Genomic DNA, 15,591 nt, shown 5'->3' with positions numbered 1-15,591 from the left:
CTGGCACACTAGGGTGCTATGGAAATCATCATTCTCATCATTATTGGCATCCTCTTCGTCGTTCCCTCGTTTATGGCCATGCGAAAGCAGCGCCAGCGCCAAAATGAGATGCAGGCCCTCCAGAATTCCCTGCAGCCGGGCGACGCCATCGTTACGGCGGGCGGCGTGCACGGCGTGGTGCGCAGCACCAGCGACAAGGATGTGGATCTAGAAATCGCGCCTGGCGTGGTGGTTGCTTTTGACAAGATGGCCGTGATTCGCACCGAACAAGAGGCCAATAACCTGTCTCGTCCCGCTGCTGGGGAAGAGAAGAATGATGCGGCAGATGACCTGCCAGATGAGAAATATCCTCCGTTTGACGGCCAGGAGAAGAAATAGCCCGCCATTTCCTAAGAGTTTCCTTAACGTTTGCTAGGTAGGTGGGACCTTCGCGGAGCGTAGACCCCGTCACACTTTGGGCCTTATCTGGCCCTCGTTAAGGAAAACTCAGCCTGATGACGTACGATTGTGCGTTGTTGACGTGCCTGCGCCGTATGGCGGGGCCGTATTTAATGTTTAAACACCCTGTTATAAGCAGCACAGGAGATTATCGTTGTCCGCAAAATCCCGTGGCGCTATGAAAAATAGCAAACGCCAATGGCCGAAGCGCGCGATCGCGCTCTTCGTTCTCATTGTGGTTGTTATCTATGCGCTTATCTTTTTAACTGGTAGCCGTCAAAGCACCCCAAAGCTTGGCATCGACTTGCAGGGCGGTACCCGCGTAACGCTGGCGCCGCAAGGCGAGGAACCCACCCAAGACCAACTCAAGCAAGCACGCAACATTTTGGAACAGCGTGTTAACGGCATGGGTGTTTCCGGTTCTGAGGTTGTCATCAACGGCAATACCCTGGTCATTACCGTGCCAGGTGAAGACGCCTCCCAGGCACAGGCCGTGGGCCAGACCTCGCAGCTGTTCTTCCGTCCGGTGGCTAAGCCCTCCATGCCGGATATGGAAAAGCTCAATAAGGTGCTGGAAGATATGGCCAATCGCTGGGTGAAGTACGACGTACTGAGCGCAGACGAGGCCAATAAGCAGATGGAGCAGATGACCCAGGCCATCGCTCAGCAAGAAGCGCAGATGACTGGCAAGGAGCCAAAGAAACAGAAGGCTCCTAAGGTCAGCGCCAAGCCGCTTGAGGAGCCAAGCAACTCCATCGAGCAGACTAAGCGCCGTGATGAAGTCACGGAGATGCTGCTGAAGGATCGTCAGTCCGAGGACCCGACCACCCAGGCTGCAGCCTCCGCGCTGATGACTTGCCAGGGCAGCACCGATCCACTGGCCGGCGCCGATGATCCTGCCAAGCCATTTGTTACTTGTGACTACTCCAACGGCAACCCGTACGTTCTGGAGCCAGCACCGCTTCTCAATGGCATCAAGGACGAAAACGGAACCCGCCTCACCGGTAACGAGATCGATACCAATTCTCCGATCGAAGGCGGCCTGAACGGTCAGTCCGGCCAGATGGAAATCAACTTCTCCTTCAAGACCGGTGATGGCCCGAACGGTTCTCAGACCTGGGCGGACCTGACGCAGGAACACCTCAAGGACCAGGTTGCCATCACCCTTGACTCTGGGGTTATTTCCGCACCGGTCATTCAGGGAGCAACCCCAGTTGGTTCTGCTACCTCCATTACTGGTGACTTTAGCCAGGAAGAGGCACAAAACCTGGCCAATAACCTGAAGTATGGCGCACTGCCGTTGTCCTTCGCCGGTGAGAATGGCGAGCCGGGTGGCACTGTAGAGTCCATCCCGCCAACACTGGGTAAGGCCGCACTGCAGGCTGGTCTCATTGCAGGCCTTGTTGGCCTAGTACTCGTGATGGCCTACTCGCTGTACTACTTCCGCGCGCTTGCCGGCGTATCCCTCATCTTCCTCATCGCCTCCGGCGTACTGACCTATGGCTCCCTGGTTTTGCTGGGCCGCTGGATCGGCTACTCGCTGGACCTTTCCGGTGTCGCGGGTCTGGTCATCGGTGTGGGCGCAACTGCTGACTCCTTCGTGGTCTACTACGAACGCATCAAGGACGAGCTCCTCGAGGGACGCACCTTCCGCTCCGCTACGCAAAAGGCGTGGGAGCGCGCTCGTGCCACCATCGTGACCGGTAACGCGGTCACCCTGATTGGCTCTGTTGTGGTCTACTTCCTCGCCATCGGTGAGGTGAAGGGCTTCGCCTTTACCATGGGCCTGACCACGGTCTTCGACCTAGTCGTATCCTTCCTGGTCATGGCACCACTGATGCAGATGGTCGGCCGCCGTCCGGCTGCCGCTAAACCTTCGATGAATGGCCTCGGCGGTATCTACGCACTGGTGGAAGAGCGCCGTGAGCGCGGCTACTTCGGATCGGGGCGTCGTCAAGCGAACGCTGCTGAATCCGCGAGTGCAAAGGAGCCAGCCACCAAGGAAACGGCAGGAGATTCTGCCGCAGGAACCGCACGTCCCGTAGATGCTGCGGAAGATGAGGAGAAATAAGCATGGCTGTTTCGACTAAGCACAAGATTTCCCGGATGGACCGCCTCTACGAGGACGAGCGCGGTTATGACTTCATCGGTCGCACCAAGCTGTGGTACGGCATCACCGCCGCGTTGATCGTGGCCGCAGTGGCCGCAATCCTTATTCGTGGATTCTCGCTCTCGATTGACTTCGAAGGCGGCACCACGTTGTCGATGCCGGCAGGCGACCTCAAGGAAGACGAGGTAAGCCAGGTCTTCGAAGACACCACCGGTGTAGAACCCGAGCAGGTTCACATCGTGGGCGCTGGCGATTCTGAGACCTTGGAAATCGTTTCTGAGCGCCTGAGCCAAGAGGACGTGAATGCGGCCCGCGCGGCTATCTATGACAAGTTCCAGCCGAAGGATGAAAACGGCAAGGCCACGCCGGATGCCATCGGCTCGTCCACGGTATCCGAATCCTGGGGTTCTTCTATTACCCAGCGCATGCTCATTGCCATGCTGGTCTTCCTAGTAGCCGCGACCGTCTACGTGGCCATCCGCCTGCAGAAGAACATGGCTTTTGCCGCGATTATCGCGCTGATTGCAGACGGCGTTATCATCGCCGGTATTTACGCCCTCTTTGGCTTCGAAGTTTCCCCGGCCGTCATTATTGGTCTGCTTACCGTCCTGACCTTCTCCATGTATGACTCGGTCATCGTCTTTGACAAGATCAACGAAAATACGGAAGGCCTCGAGGGCCAGCGCAAGAAGACCTTTGCTGAGCTGACAAACTTGGCTATTAACCAGACCGTCATGCGCTCGATTTCTACCTCGGTAATTTCTGCGCTGCCTATCATCGCGCTCTTCGTGGTCGCCGTGTGGCTCATGGGTATCGGTACCCTCCGCGATCTGGCACTCATCCAGCTCATCGGCGTGGTCGAGGGCATTTTCTCCTCCATCTTCTTTGCTACGCCGCTGGTCGTGACCTTCGCCAACATGTCCAAGAAGATCAAGCGCCACAACAAGCGGGTCGCGGACTACCGTGCCGGCAAGGACCAGGATGCAGCGGTAGAATCCGGCGCAGCATCCTCCGGTCGCACCGTGGTCTCACCAGTGAGCGCAAAGTCCACCCCGGCTGAGATCGAAGACGATCCGTCCGAGTCCACTGGGCAACCTGGCGCAACCTGGCGCCCGGGCCGGTAGCTTGCGGTAGTAAAATTTTGGCGAAGCGGTAGCTGAAGTGAGGGCAAATTACGGTGCTTAAATCAAAGAGCAGTTCTAGAAATCGTCACTGGGGAAGGAAGGCCATTGCCTCGTGCGTTTCAGCTCTAGCTCTAGCTGCTTCTGCCTGTAGCGGGCAGGGCGGCGAGGAGGACACCTCTAGTGCTCCCCAGGAGCCAGAATCCTATGGATACTTTGGCTACCAGGTAAATTCCCGCTTGGCCACCACTAATGCTGGCACGTCTTTTGGTGATGCTACCTCCGCCGGACTGCTGTCTACGCGGCTTTATCCGGGGCTTTTTGTGCCCGGTCCCTCTGGCGAATTAATTCCCAATGCGGATCTGGTTGAAACTGAAGAGCTTCCGCCCGTTGCCGGCAGCGACCAGCGCAGCGTTCAGCTCACTTTGGAGGAGGACGCCGTATTCTCCGATGGCACTCCTGTTACCTGCGATGATTACTTGTTGACGTATGTGGCCGGTACTCATCCAGCTGAATTTGCCTCCCATATGCCGTTGATGAATGACATCTCGGAATTTAGCTGTGAGCCCCAAAGCAAAACCTTCACCCTGACCTTTAACAAGGATCAGGGGCAGCGCTGGCGCCACATGTTTGGCGCCGGCACGGTCATGCCGGCCCATGCGCTGGCCAAGAAGTCCGAGTTGAGCATTGAGGAACTCAACGCCGCCCTGGCAGTAGAAGACATGCAGGCGCTTGCGCCGGTAGCTAAGGAATGGCGCTATGGCTTTTCCGTGGCCAAGGATCAACTAGATCCCGAGCTGCAGGTCTCCTTCGGACCCTATGTCATTGACAAGGTAGGCGACGAAGGGGAGGTTATTCTCAAGGCAAACGAAAAGTACTTCGGAGACGCCCCAGCGGAAGATCATGTTGTGGTCTGGCCTTCGGAGGCTGATGCACAGAAGCTCGCAGATAAAGGCGCGTTGCGCGTAGTCGATGCCGCAAGCGAAAATCCTGACTGGCTGGACAGCACGAAGGATGAGGCAGGGGAGTCCCCCTATGAGGTCACTCCAATGGTCGGCGAGCTAACGGATACGCTCACGCTATCTGAAGCTGGAGTATTCGCGGAGCCGTGGGCGCGCGAGAGCTTCGCGGCCTGCGTCGATCAGCAGGCGGTTGCGCAAGCAAGCTCAGCGGCCTCCGGTGTGGAGGTGCCACCGGCTTACTTGCGTACCGTCTCCGCGACCAACCCAGTCGCCGGCGGTCTAGACAAGGTGGGCAAGGAACACCAAGGCACGGATTTGGCTAAGGCCGGTGACCTCAACGGTACGACCATCAAGGTCGGCTATTTGGGGCCAGACAAACGCTACGCCGCCATGGTGGAACAACTCCGTGCATCCTGTGAGCCGGCTGGTATCACCATCGAGGACGCGTCTGCGGAGTTCATGTCCCAGCACCACTTGGAAATGGATCCGGAAACCTGGGCGCCTACCGTCGATGCCTTCCTCGGCCCAGTCGATCCCCAGACGGAGTATTCCACTGTGGAGTCGAGCATGAAGAACTCTGCGGAGCTGAAGAAGACAGAAGAGGCTCTGTGGAAGGATGTACCATCCATTCCTCTCTCCGCGCAGCCGCGCGTCTTCCTCGTCCGCCGCGACGTGGAAGGCGTCCTGCCGTACACTGGCGTCTCGGGCATCGGTTGGAATATGGATCGCTGGCACAGCACCGCCCCAACGGACACGGAATAGGCCCCGAATATCGGGCGTTCAAAACCTCTCGCAATTATTTCTCAAGGAAGACTATGAGTTCGCACTACGAATCAGCAGCACAGGCACTCAAGGATAAGGTTCGCCTCGTTCAAGACTTCCCGGAGGAGGGCATCCTCTTTGAGGACCTCACCCCAGTCTTGGCGGATCCAGAGGCATTTCGCACCGTAGTGGACGGCTTGGCGGCCGCCTGCGAGGAATTGGGCGCGGATATGATCGGCGGCCTGGATGCTCGCGGATTCCTCCTCGGTTCGGCCGTTGCCTACAAGATGGGCCTAGGCATCTTGGCCATCCGCAAGAAGGGCAAGCTTCCCCCACCGGTATATACCGAGGAATACGAGCTGGAGTACGGCTCTGCAGCGCTGGAGATTCCAGCCAGCGGCGTTGACATCAAGGGCAAGCGCGTAGTGCTTGTCGACGACGTCTTAGCCACCGGTGGCACCCTCCACGGCGCCAAGCTTTTGCTTGAGTCCGCAGGTGCCGAAGTCGCTGGCAATGTGGTGGTCCTGGAAGTCAAGGGTCTCAACGGTCGTGAGCGTTTATCCGGCCCACCGCTCATTGTGTTGAATGCCACAGACTAAGATGGGGTGTCTAAGCTAGATCGCACGATCTAGATGGACATGAGGCCACAAGGCCCGTGGCACTGTGAAGGGCGGTAGATTTGGCCATGGACAAACCCGTAAAGCGCCAGTCCGGCGGCGGAATGCGCAGCATGTCGGCTCGCCTAGCTCGTTCGCTTACCGGCGGCCGAGTGAAGGTGAATCCCGTGCTGGACCCGTTGATGTCCATCCACCGCAAGTTTCACCCGAAGGCCGATGCTGATCTGCTCAATCGTGCCTATGACACCGCGGAGCGGCTCCATGAAGGTGTCTTTCGCAAATCCGGAGAACCGTATATCACCCACCCGCTCGCCGTGGCGACGATCGCGGCAGAGATCGGTATGGACACCACCACCATCGTTGCAGCGCTGCTGCACGACACCGTGGAGGATACGGACTACTCGCTAGAGGACCTCACTCGGGATTTCGGTCCTGAGGTAGCTCGCTTGGTCGATGGCGTGACCAAGCTGGACAAGGTGGCACTGGGCTCGGCCGCAGAGGCGGAGACCATTCGTAAGATGATTGTCGCCATGGCCACCGACCCGCGAGTCTTGGTTATCAAGGTCAGCGACCGCCTGCACAATATGCGTACGATGCGGTTCCTCCCGCCCGAAAAGCAGGCTAAAAAGGCGCGGCAGACCCTCGAGGTGATTGCTCCGCTAGCTCACCGCCTCGGCATGGCCAGCGTGAAGTGGGAGCTGGAAGATCTGTCCTTTGCCATCTTGTACCCAAAGAAGTACGACGAGATCGTGCGCATGGTGGCAGATCGCGCCCCCTCCCGCGACCGCGCTCTGAAGGAGATCATTACCCAGGTCAGCGGGGCGCTGAAGGAAAACGGCATTGAAGCCGAGGTCATGGGCCGACCAAAGCATTACTGGTCCATTTACCAAAAGATGATTGTGCGCGGCCGCGACTTCGCGGAGATCTTCGACCTCGTAGGAATCCGCATCTTGGTCGAGGACGTCAATAACTGTTATGCCGCGATCGGCGTGGTCCACTCGATCTACCAGGCATTGCCGGGGCGCTTTAAGGACTATATTTCCTCGCCGCGATTCGGCGTGTATCAGTCGCTGCACACCACGGTGCTGGCAGATGGCGGCGCTACCTTGGAAGTCCAGGTACGTACCCACGAGATGCACTATAACGCCGAGTTCGGCGTGGCTGCTCACTGGCGCTACAAAGAAACCAAGGGCAAGAACTCGGGCCACCAGGAAGAAGTGGACCAGATGGCGTGGATGCGCCAACTTCTGGACTGGCAGAAGGAGGCCGCCGATCCCAACGAGTTCCTCGACTCCCTGCGCTACGACCTGACCGCCAAGCAGATCTTCGCCTTTACCCCCAAGGGCGATGTGGTGAACCTGCCTGCCGGTTCTACACCAGTGGACTTTGCCTACGCAGTACATACTGAGGTGGGGCACAGGTGTATCGGTGCCAAGGTCAATGGCAAGCTCGTCGCGCTCGAATCGAAGCTAAAGTCCGGCGACAAGGTGGAGATCTTTACCTCCAAGGATCCCAATGCTGGTCCGTCCCGCGATTGGCAAGACTTCCTCGTGTCTGCTCGAGCCAAGACCAAGGTGCGGCAGTGGTTTGCCAAGGAACGCCGCGAAGAACACTTGGAAGCCGGTCGCGATGCCCTAGCGACCGAAGTTCAGCGCGGCGGCCTGCCTATGCACCGCCTGTTTACTGCCAGCTCCATGAAGCAGGTAGCGGAACAGCTGCACTACACCGACGTCGATTCGCTGTATACCGCCATCGGGGCCGGCCACGTATCTGCTCAACACGTTGCCAACCAATTGGTTGCCATGTTTGGCGACCAAGATGATGCCATCGACACCCTGGCCTCGCGCACGCCGCTTTCTGAGATTGAGCACTCCCGTGCCCAGCACACCGAAGATTCGGCATCGGGCACCGGCATCTTGGTGGAAGGCAGCCCCGATGTGATGGCAAAGCTCGCCAAATGCTGCCAGCCCGTGCCGGGCGATGCCATTTTCGGTTTCGTTACCCGCGGCGGGGGAGTCTCCGTGCACCGAGCCGATTGCACAAACGCGGAAAAGCTCAAGGCAGAACCAGAGCGCATGTTGGAGGTGGCCTGGTCTTCTGGTACCTCCGCAACGGGGGCTTTCTCTGCGACGCTGCAATTGGAAGCCCTCGACCGTCAGGGCCTCCTGTCGGAGCTCACTCGGGTAATGAGCGATCAGAACATCAACGTTTTGACGATGAACTCTAACCGCGGCGACGACCATATCGCGACAGTACGGTTCACATTCTCCGTTTCGGATACCAAGCAATTGGGCACCTTAATGACCACACTGCGCAATACCGAAGGCGTCTTCGACGTCTACCGCGTAACCGCCTAGGGCGCTTGCCTCACCCTCAAGGAGGGGCGGGGCAAGCAACGCGAAGGCATCGGGGAGGTTACCTGTGTGTGAATTCTTGACTGCTGTAAGGTAAAGCTCCAGCAAGAAGGCTTAATTTCTCCTGCCAAGTAGTTAGCAAAGCGATATAAATTATCCTGTCGCTTTCTACTATCTAGGAGTACTTCAATGCAGTTTCGTCGCATCGGCCAGTTTGTGGCCGCCACTACCGTTTCCGCCGTTGCTCTCTCCGGCGCGCAGGCGGTAGCACAGGAAAACAAGACCACCATCTCCGTCACCAATATCACCGATATTCACGGTCACTTGGAGGACAAGATTGGTGACCCAGCAAAGGCTGGCGATGAGATCGGCGTAGCTCGCCTGCAGACCCTCATTAAACAGGTAAATGAGGGTCAGGAATTCAACCTGACCTCCTCGGGCGATAACGTGGGTGGCTCCGCCTTCGTATCTGCAATTTCTGATGACAAGTACACCCTCGAGGCCCTCAATCAGATGGGTATGAAGGTGTCAGCAGTGGGCAACCACGAGTTCGATAAGGGCACCGAGGATCTCACCGAGCGTATTCAGCCGAACTCCACGTACCCCATCCTGGGTGCAAACGTGCTTAAGGATGGCCAACCCTTGCTCAAGTCTTCTCACGTTGAAGAGGTGGACGGCGTCAAGGTGGGCTATGTCGGAACCGTAACGGAGAACACCAAGTACAAGGTATCCGCCGCAAAGATCCCAGGTGTTACCTTCACGGATCCAGTAAAGGCCACCAACGATGAGGCCACCCGCCTGAAGGAATCCGGCGAGGCGGACGTCGTCGTCGCGCTCTTCCATGAGGACGCCCAGGAGTATGCCCAGGGATTCAACAAGGACGTAGACGTGCTCTTCGGCGGCGATACCCACCAGCGCACCAAGGGCGAAATCCCCCGCGAAGGTGCCCTTCCATTGCAGTGGGCGCAGGGTCATGAGTATGGCAAGCTGCTTAACGACGTCGACATCACCTTTGACAAATCCGCCAAGAAGGTAACCGACATCAAGCTCAGCCAGTACGATGCTACGAATGCTGCCGCTGTTGAGCCGGACGCTGAGATCGCGTCCATCGTCGAGAAGGCACAGAAAGAAGCCGAGGTAGAAGGCTCTAAGACCGCCGGCAACGTGAAGCAAGATCTGTTCCGTGGCTCTGACGAAGGTGCAGAACCTGGCTCCAACCGCGGCGTGGAATCCACCCTCAACAACTTCATCGCAGATGGCCAGCGCTACGCCATGAGCAAGCAGGTGGGCGAGGACATCGAGATCGGTGTCATGAACGCCGGCGGCGTGCGCGCTGACCTGAAGGGCGGAGACGTAACCTACAAGGACATCTTTGAAGTACAGCCATTTGGCAACGCCGTGATTACCGCCAAGATTTCCGGTGAAGAGTTCATCAAGGCTCTGGAAAACCAGTGGCAGGAGGGAAGCCGACCACGCCTGGCCATGGGGCTTTCCAATAACGTCCAGGTGGTCTACGACCAGAAGGCCGACAAGGGCGAGCGCGTACAGTCTGTGACCATCAACGGCGAGCAAATCGATCCGAAGAAGGATTACTCCATTGCGCTGTCTTCCTTCCTTGCTTCCAGTGATGAAGAGGCAGGCGGCGACGGCTACTTCAACGCTGGTTCCATCAAGGACAAGAACGATGTGGGCTACATGGACACTCAGGCCATGATCGACTACATCAAGTCGGGTGAATCGGAGGTCCGCACGGGCCAAGGCCAGATTGGCGCCAACATCGAGGGGGACGTGAAGCCGGGCGAGGAAATCACGGTGAACCTGTCCAGCCTCAATTACTCCACCGACGGTGAGCCGATGGCCAAGAAGGCAACCGTCAAGTTGGGCGACGCTGAGCAGACCGTAGACATCGACAACGCCGCACAGGAAGGCGATGCGCAATTTGGTGAGCGCGGTCGCGCAACGGCAAAGCTCACCGTTCCGGAGAACCTGAGCGGTACCCAGAACCTAGAAATCACCACCGATGCCGGCACTAAGGCAACTCTGCCTCTCGAGGTAAGCGGCGAGGGCTCCCAGGAGCCGGGGGCTAAGCCGGAGCCGAAAGGCTCTTCCTTGTCCTCTAACGGCTCTTCCGTGGGTGGCGCAGTATTCGCCATCGTTGCAGCGCTGGTAGCTGGCGTTGCGGCTGTGGGCATGAACCCGCAGATTCTTCCTGCCCCAGCTCGCAAGATGATTGAGGACCTGCGCAAGCAGTTCCACATCTAGGACAGCACAGCACTAGGCGGAGCGGCTCTTCCTGAACGGGGGAGTGACGCTCCGCCTTTTCTGTATGTCTCGCGGCTGCCGGGTAACCTAAGCAGTCGTGGATACTCTAGAACTCTTCCTGCGCGAAATTACTTATCAGCTGGGTATTGAATGGCACCGTATTCCCGTTGTCGTGTTGGCTACTTTGGGTATCTACCTATCCTTCATGGTTTTGGTGAAGGTATTTGGCTCTCGCGTGCTTACGTCCATGACGGCCTCAGATGCCATCATCATTATTATGTTCGGCGCGGTCGCCGGTCGTGTCATCGTGGGCAATCCACCGACCCTAGCCGCCGGCGTCATCGGCCTGACAACGCTGATGGCGCTCGAAGCTGCCTTCGGTACCATTCGCAAGGTAGTGAAGTGGACGCGCTTTCTGGACCGTCGTCCCATCCTTTTAGTCTTTAGCGGTGAGATGGTTGAAGATAACCTGACGCTGGCTCACATTACAGAATCGGATATCTACTCAGCTGCCCGTAGAGCCGGCATTAGCCGCATGGAAGACGTGCAGATAATGATCCTTGAGCCTACAGGCCATATCTCCGTCATCAAGGTCGGTCAAGCCATCGACCCGGAGCTTTTCAAGGACCTCGTAGGGTCTGAATACATCGAAGACGCTAAAGACGCTTAGGGCACACGCTAGAGCTTGGCAAGGAACACAAAGACCATCCCTGCGCTCCCTTTGCCCAAGAGCATACGAAAAAAGCCGCTGCTTTCCACTAAGGGAAGCAGCGGCTTAAGAATCGCTATGAAGCGGTGACCTTACTTGGTGCCGAAAGGCAGGTCGAGGTACTTGTTAGCGAAGGCGAACAGGGTGCCCAGAGCGCCGATAACAGCGGTGAAGACGCCGATCCAAGCCTTGATCTCCTGAGGGTCAGCATCCTTGAGGGAGGAGCCCTGCTCAGCCGGCTCAGCTGGCTTGGTGGTGGTCGGCTTAGCAGTGGTGGACTGGGTGGTCGACTCAGCTGCGGTAGCAACGGTGGTGCCAGCGAAGGTCATGGACAGAGCGGTTGCGCCAGCAACGAGTGCCTTGCGGGAGAAAAGCTTCATTTTTGATTCCTAACAAGCTTGGGATGTTCAAAGACGTTTCAAATACTAGACAGGCTGACAGCCTTCCGCAACAGTATTGGCAGGTTTTTGTTCATCGGATGAACTAGCTGAAAGCCCGCTGTGTGCTGCGTGTTTACTACTGTGATTCTTGTGATCTGGGGGAATTTCGGTGTTCTCGTGTTTCTGCAGCTTAACCCTCATAATCGGGCTCAGCTTAATTTAAGGAAAGGATAAGCCCCGGCGCATTCGTCCACGGAATGTGTGGTGAATGGCCGGGGCTTTGCGCCCGCCCCCGTTAGGGGGGGTGTGGTGCGGTGGGGTTAAAAGGAGGCGTCGCCAAGCAGGGCTTTTTCTGTCGCCTAAGCCTTGACGGTTGCCTTCTTAATCTTGACTTCCTTGGCCGGCTTGCCATCTGGCTGGCCGCCTTCGACGCCGTTCTTGGCAATCTTATCCATCGTCTTCATGCCCTTGTCGGTGATGGTGGCGAAGTAGGTGTAGTTCGGGGCCAGCTCGGAATCGTCATAGTTGAGGAAGAACTGGGAACCATTGGTGTCCGGGCCGCTGTTGGCCATGGCTACGGAGCCGCGCGGGTAGACAACGGGGTTCTGTGCGTCCTTCTCGTCAACCTCGTCGGTGGGGTACTCATCAGCGAAGCTGAAGCCGGGGCCGCCGGAACCGGAACCGGTGGGGTCGCCGCACTGCAGCACGTTGAGCCCGCCTGAGGTCATACGGTGGCAGACGGTGTCGTCGTAGTAGCCCGACTTGGCTAGCTCAGAAATAGCGTTGGTGGTACACGGCGCCTTGGCGCGGTCCATTTCCATCTCAATGGTGCCCTGGTTGGTTTCAAAGGAAACGGTGACGGTGCCCTTGGTGGAAATATCCTTGCCGTTCGGCTTCTTAGCACCGTTGGACTCTTGACCGTTGTCTTCGTACTTACAGGTCACGGTATCCGGCAGGGCCTTGGCGCGCTTGTCAGCGATGGGCTGCGCCTGTGGAGTTTCCTGCGAGGTCTCAGCTGCGGAAGACTCCTCAGCTTGTACGTTTTCATCGTCACCTTCGCGGGTGGACAAGAAGTAGATGCCGCCGACGAGGGCGAGAATTACTACGAGGGAGGCGGCAACAACGCCTAGGGGGCGTGCCTTTTGTTTGCGTTCGCGGGATTTCAGCTCGCGCTCGAGCTTGCTCAGCGCCTCTTCGCCGCGCTTTTGATTATTTGGCACCGGGAGTCAACCTTTCTAGCGATTATCGGTGGCATGATTCAACCTGACCGAGTCTAGCGGTTCCATACTCTCGCGAGAGCGTTGGCATGAAAATAGGTCAAGTTAATAGCTTTTAAGCCCAATCATAAGTACGCTGGTTTCTATGGTTGAACCAGATTTTACCGATCCGCCAACGCCCACCGTTGGTGAACTTCCCGCAGTGGGAGACCCGCTGCCCGAATTTGAACTCATCGGTACCGACCTGCGTCAGATTACTAATGAGACCTTTGCGGGCACGCGCCTTATTATTTCCATCTTGCCCTCTATTGAAACCCCTGCCTGTCAGGAGCAGCTGCGCCGTTTTCATGAGCAGGTTTCGCAGCTAGATAACACTAAGCTTCTCTCCGTTTCTCTCGATTTGCCCTTTACCCTCAAGCGTTTTTGCGCTGCTGAAGGCATTGAGGATGTCATTGCCGCCTCCGCATTTCGCTCAGATTTTGGTGAGAAGTTCGGCGTGACTGTGCGCGATTCCGTCCTGGAAGGTCTGCTTGCCCGCTCCGTGGTGGTGGCTGATGAAAACCACAAGGTCATCCACACTCAATTGGTTCCAGGCGTGGTCAACCAGCTTGATTATGACAAGGTCTGGGACATTTTGCGTTAAGCCGTTCGGCGCTGCCGGCCTCTACTCATCCAGAAGATGGGGGAGACCGGCTCTTTTTTGTTTCGGGCAGCTAGGGTAGTGGGCATGGAAATCTACGGTTTTACTGCCGGTCCGTTTCAGACCAATACCTATGTGATTGCGGAAGGCCGCCGCGCTTTCATAGTGGACCCGGGCATGGATGCGATGGAAAAGGTCATCGAGCATGACTTGGACTATGAGGCTATCGTGCTCACACACGGCCATATTGACCACACTCGGGATGCCGGATCTTTGGCAGAAGAGCTCGACATCCCTGTCTATATCCACCCTGCTGACAGGTTTATGCTCGACAGCGGTGAAGGAGTCTCGCCCCAGGCTCAAGAGCTTTTCGACGCCGCCCATATGACCCCCATCTCCGACCTCCGCGAGCTCCAAGATGGCGAAACCCTGGAGCTTATCGGTCATACCTTTGCCCTCAAACACGCGCCTGGGCACTCGCCGGGCTGCGTCATGATCGTCGCCGAGGACTTTGCCCTCACCGGTGACGTGCTCTTCGCCGGGGCCATTGGACGCACCGACTTACCTCACTCGGACCCCAATGCCATGCAGAAGTCGCTTGCTGGCCCAGTGTGGAGTCTGCCCGATAACCTCGACATTCTGCCCGGCCACGGGCCTACCACCACGATGCGTAAGGAGAGGGCGACCAATCCCTTCTTCGCAACATTGAGGGAGGTACTGTAATACCCGTGAGTAAAAAGAAGCAGTTCCAAGCCCTGTCCGCCCCCAAAGGTGTCCCAGACTATTTCCCACCGCAGTCGGCCGCATTCTATCAGGTGCGCCAGACCATGGTGGAGCAGGCACATCTCTCCGGCTTCCAGCACATTGAGCTGCCCATTTTCGAAGACACCGCGCTTTTCGCCCGTGGCGTGGGCGAGTCCACCGACGTGGTGTCTAAGGAGATGTACACCTTTGCTGATCGCGGCGACCGTTCCGTTACTTTGCGCCCGGAGGGTACCGCTGGCGTAATGCGCTCGGTCATCGAGCACAACCTAGACCGCGGACAGCTTCCCGTGAAGCTCAACTATTTTGGACCCTTCTTCCGCTATGAGCGCCCCCAGGCTGGCCGCTACCGCCAGCTACAGCAGGTCGGTGTAGAGGCTATTGGCGTGGACGACCCTGCGCTAGACGCCGAGGTCATCGCCTTGGCGGATCGTTCCTTCCGCGCGCTGGGGCTTAGCGGATTCCGCCTCGAGCTCACCAGCTTGGGCGATCGCAATTGCCGTCCGGCTTACCGCGAGAAGCTGCAGGAATTCCTCTTCAAGCTCGACTTGGATGAAGAGACCCGCCACCGTGCAGAGATCAACCCTTTGCGCGTGCTGGATGACAAGCGCCCAGAGGTCCAAGAGCAGCTTGCCGACGCCCCCTTGATGCTCGACCACCTCAATGACGAATGCCGCGAGCACTTCGAAACTGTTACCGGCATGCTAGACGATATGGGCGTAGCCTACGAGATTAATCCGCGCATGGTCCGCGGCTTGGATTACTACACCAAGACCTGCTTCGAGTTCGTCCATGACGGACTTGGTGCGCAGTCCGGCATTGGTGGCGGTGGTCGCTACGACGGGCTGATGGCCCAGCTGGGCGGTCAAGACCTATCCGGTATCGGCTACGGTCTGGGTGTCGACCGTGCCCTGCTGGCGCTGGAGGCTGAGGGCATCACCCTCGATGGCGTTGAGTCCCGCGTGGACGTCTTTGGCGTTGCACTGGGTACCGCCGCCAAGCGCACCATGACCACCCTGATCAATGACCTCCGCAAGGCTGGAATCTCTGCGGATATGTCCTTTGGAGACCGCGGCCTGAAGGGTGCGATGAAGGGCGCCGACCGCGCCGGCGCACGCTTCGCGCTGGTCTTGGGTGAACAAGAGCTAGAAAATGGTACGGTTGCGCTCAAGGACCTTGCTGCCCATGAGCAGCACGACGTAAAGGTTTCTGACCTAGTGTCCGTACTGGTTCGGGAAGTGAACGGCGAGGCCTAGA

At 57.8% G+C, this 15,591-nt stretch carries 13 protein-coding genes; 11 read left to right on the top strand and 2 right to left on the bottom strand.

Annotated elements, in window-relative coordinates; all coding sequences use genetic code 11:
• Positions 1–18: 18 nt before the first annotated feature.
• The 8 genes from yajC (at position 19) to ACKFRX_RS07355 (ending at position 11,296) form a co-directional block, all read left to right on the top strand.
• Positions 19–378, top strand: coding sequence for a preprotein translocase subunit YajC (gene yajC / locus ACKFRX_RS07390; protein WP_408927605.1), 360 nt, complete (start codon positions 19–21; stop codon positions 376–378).
• Positions 379–616: 238 nt separating this feature from the next.
• Positions 617–2,509: a protein translocase subunit SecD gene (gene secD, locus ACKFRX_RS07385; RefSeq protein ID WP_408927604.1), complete on the top strand. Its 1,893-nt coding sequence runs from the start codon at positions 617–619 to the stop codon at positions 2,507–2,509.
• A gap of 2 nt (positions 2,510–2,511) precedes the next feature.
• Positions 2,512–3,672 (top strand): protein translocase subunit SecF, encoded by a 1,161-nt coding sequence (gene secF / locus ACKFRX_RS07380; RefSeq protein WP_408927603.1) that lies wholly within the window; start codon positions 2,512–2,514, stop codon positions 3,670–3,672.
• A gap of 236 nt (positions 3,673–3,908) precedes the next feature.
• On the top strand, positions 3,909–5,393 hold the full coding sequence (locus tag ACKFRX_RS07375) for an ABC transporter substrate-binding protein (protein ID WP_408927602.1): 1,485 nt from the start codon (positions 3,909–3,911) through the stop codon (positions 5,391–5,393).
• Positions 5,394–5,446: 53 nt separating this feature from the next.
• Positions 5,447–5,992: an adenine phosphoribosyltransferase gene (locus ACKFRX_RS07370; RefSeq protein WP_005324978.1), complete on the top strand. Its 546-nt coding sequence runs from the start codon at positions 5,447–5,449 to the stop codon at positions 5,990–5,992.
• 86 nt (positions 5,993–6,078) lie between these two features.
• Entirely contained in the window at positions 6,079–8,367 is a 2,289-nt protein-coding gene (locus ACKFRX_RS07365) for a RelA/SpoT family protein (RefSeq protein WP_408927601.1), read from the top strand.
• Between the two features lie 186 nt (positions 8,368–8,553).
• Positions 8,554–10,626, top strand: coding sequence for a bifunctional metallophosphatase/5'-nucleotidase (locus tag ACKFRX_RS07360; protein ID WP_408927600.1), 2,073 nt, complete (start codon positions 8,554–8,556; stop codon positions 10,624–10,626).
• Positions 10,627–10,723: 97 nt separating this feature from the next.
• Positions 10,724–11,296: a DUF421 domain-containing protein gene (locus ACKFRX_RS07355; protein ID WP_239277624.1), complete on the top strand. Its 573-nt coding sequence runs from the start codon at positions 10,724–10,726 to the stop codon at positions 11,294–11,296.
• 131 nt (positions 11,297–11,427) lie between these two features.
• On the opposite strand, the gene ACKFRX_RS07350 is transcribed toward ACKFRX_RS07355, so the two are convergent.
• A complete protein-coding gene (locus tag ACKFRX_RS07350; RefSeq protein WP_250408458.1) occupies positions 11,428–11,715 on the bottom strand; it encodes a hypothetical protein in 288 nt (95 codons plus the stop codon).
• Positions 11,716–12,074: 359 nt separating this feature from the next.
• Entirely contained in the window at positions 12,075–12,935 is an 861-nt protein-coding gene (locus ACKFRX_RS07345) for a peptidylprolyl isomerase (protein WP_179386572.1), read from the bottom strand.
• Positions 12,936–13,077: 142 nt separating this feature from the next.
• Between ACKFRX_RS07345 and tpx the strand changes: the two genes are divergently transcribed.
• The 3 genes from tpx to hisS all read left to right on the top strand — a co-directional run bounded on the left by tpx (position 13,078) and on the right by hisS (position 15,590).
• A complete protein-coding gene (tpx, locus tag ACKFRX_RS07340; RefSeq protein WP_408927599.1) occupies positions 13,078–13,575 on the top strand; it encodes a thiol peroxidase in 498 nt (165 codons plus the stop codon).
• 84 nt (positions 13,576–13,659) lie between these two features.
• Positions 13,660–14,295 carry an MBL fold metallo-hydrolase gene (locus tag ACKFRX_RS07335; protein WP_408927598.1) on the top strand — a complete coding sequence of 212 codons (636 nt, stop codon included), beginning with the start codon at positions 13,660–13,662 and terminating at the stop codon, positions 14,293–14,295.
• A gap of 5 nt (positions 14,296–14,300) precedes the next feature.
• Complete coding sequence (gene hisS / locus ACKFRX_RS07330; RefSeq protein ID WP_408927597.1) at positions 14,301–15,590, top strand: histidine--tRNA ligase; 1,290 nt, start codon at positions 14,301–14,303, stop codon at positions 15,588–15,590.
• The last annotated feature ends 1 nt before the right edge of the window (position 15,591 follow it).

It is taken from the genome of Corynebacterium tuberculostearicum, assembly GCF_046097465.1.
GTDB lineage: Bacteria > Actinomycetota > Actinomycetes > Mycobacteriales > Mycobacteriaceae > Corynebacterium > Corynebacterium tuberculostearicum_I.
Note: the sequence above shows the minus strand (reverse complement) of the source record. Positions and strands in the feature narration are given on the sequence as shown.

Bases quoted from the DNA above. Each gene is read 5' to 3' on its own strand.
- ACKFRX_RS07365 (WP_408927601.1), top strand. From the start codon at position 6,079: ATGGACAAACCCGTAAAGCGCCAGTCCGGCGGCGGAATGCGCAGCATG.
- ACKFRX_RS07370 (WP_005324978.1), top strand. From the start codon at position 5,447: ATGAGTTCGCACTACGAATCAGCAGCACAGGCACTCAAGGATAAGGTT.
- ACKFRX_RS07350 (WP_250408458.1), bottom strand. From the start codon at position 11,715: ATGAAGCTTTTCTCCCGCAAGGCACTCGTTGCTGGCGCAACCGCTCTG.
- secD (WP_408927604.1), top strand. From the start codon at position 617: ATGAAAAATAGCAAACGCCAATGGCCGAAGCGCGCGATCGCGCTCTTC.
- secF (WP_408927603.1), top strand. From the start codon at position 2,512: ATGGCTGTTTCGACTAAGCACAAGATTTCCCGGATGGACCGCCTCTAC.
- ACKFRX_RS07335 (WP_408927598.1), top strand. From the start codon at position 13,660: ATGGAAATCTACGGTTTTACTGCCGGTCCGTTTCAGACCAATACCTAT.
- tpx (WP_408927599.1), top strand. From the start codon at position 13,078: ATGGTTGAACCAGATTTTACCGATCCGCCAACGCCCACCGTTGGTGAA.
- yajC (WP_408927605.1), top strand. From the start codon at position 19: ATGGAAATCATCATTCTCATCATTATTGGCATCCTCTTCGTCGTTCCC.
- ACKFRX_RS07360 (WP_408927600.1), top strand. From the start codon at position 8,554: ATGCAGTTTCGTCGCATCGGCCAGTTTGTGGCCGCCACTACCGTTTCC.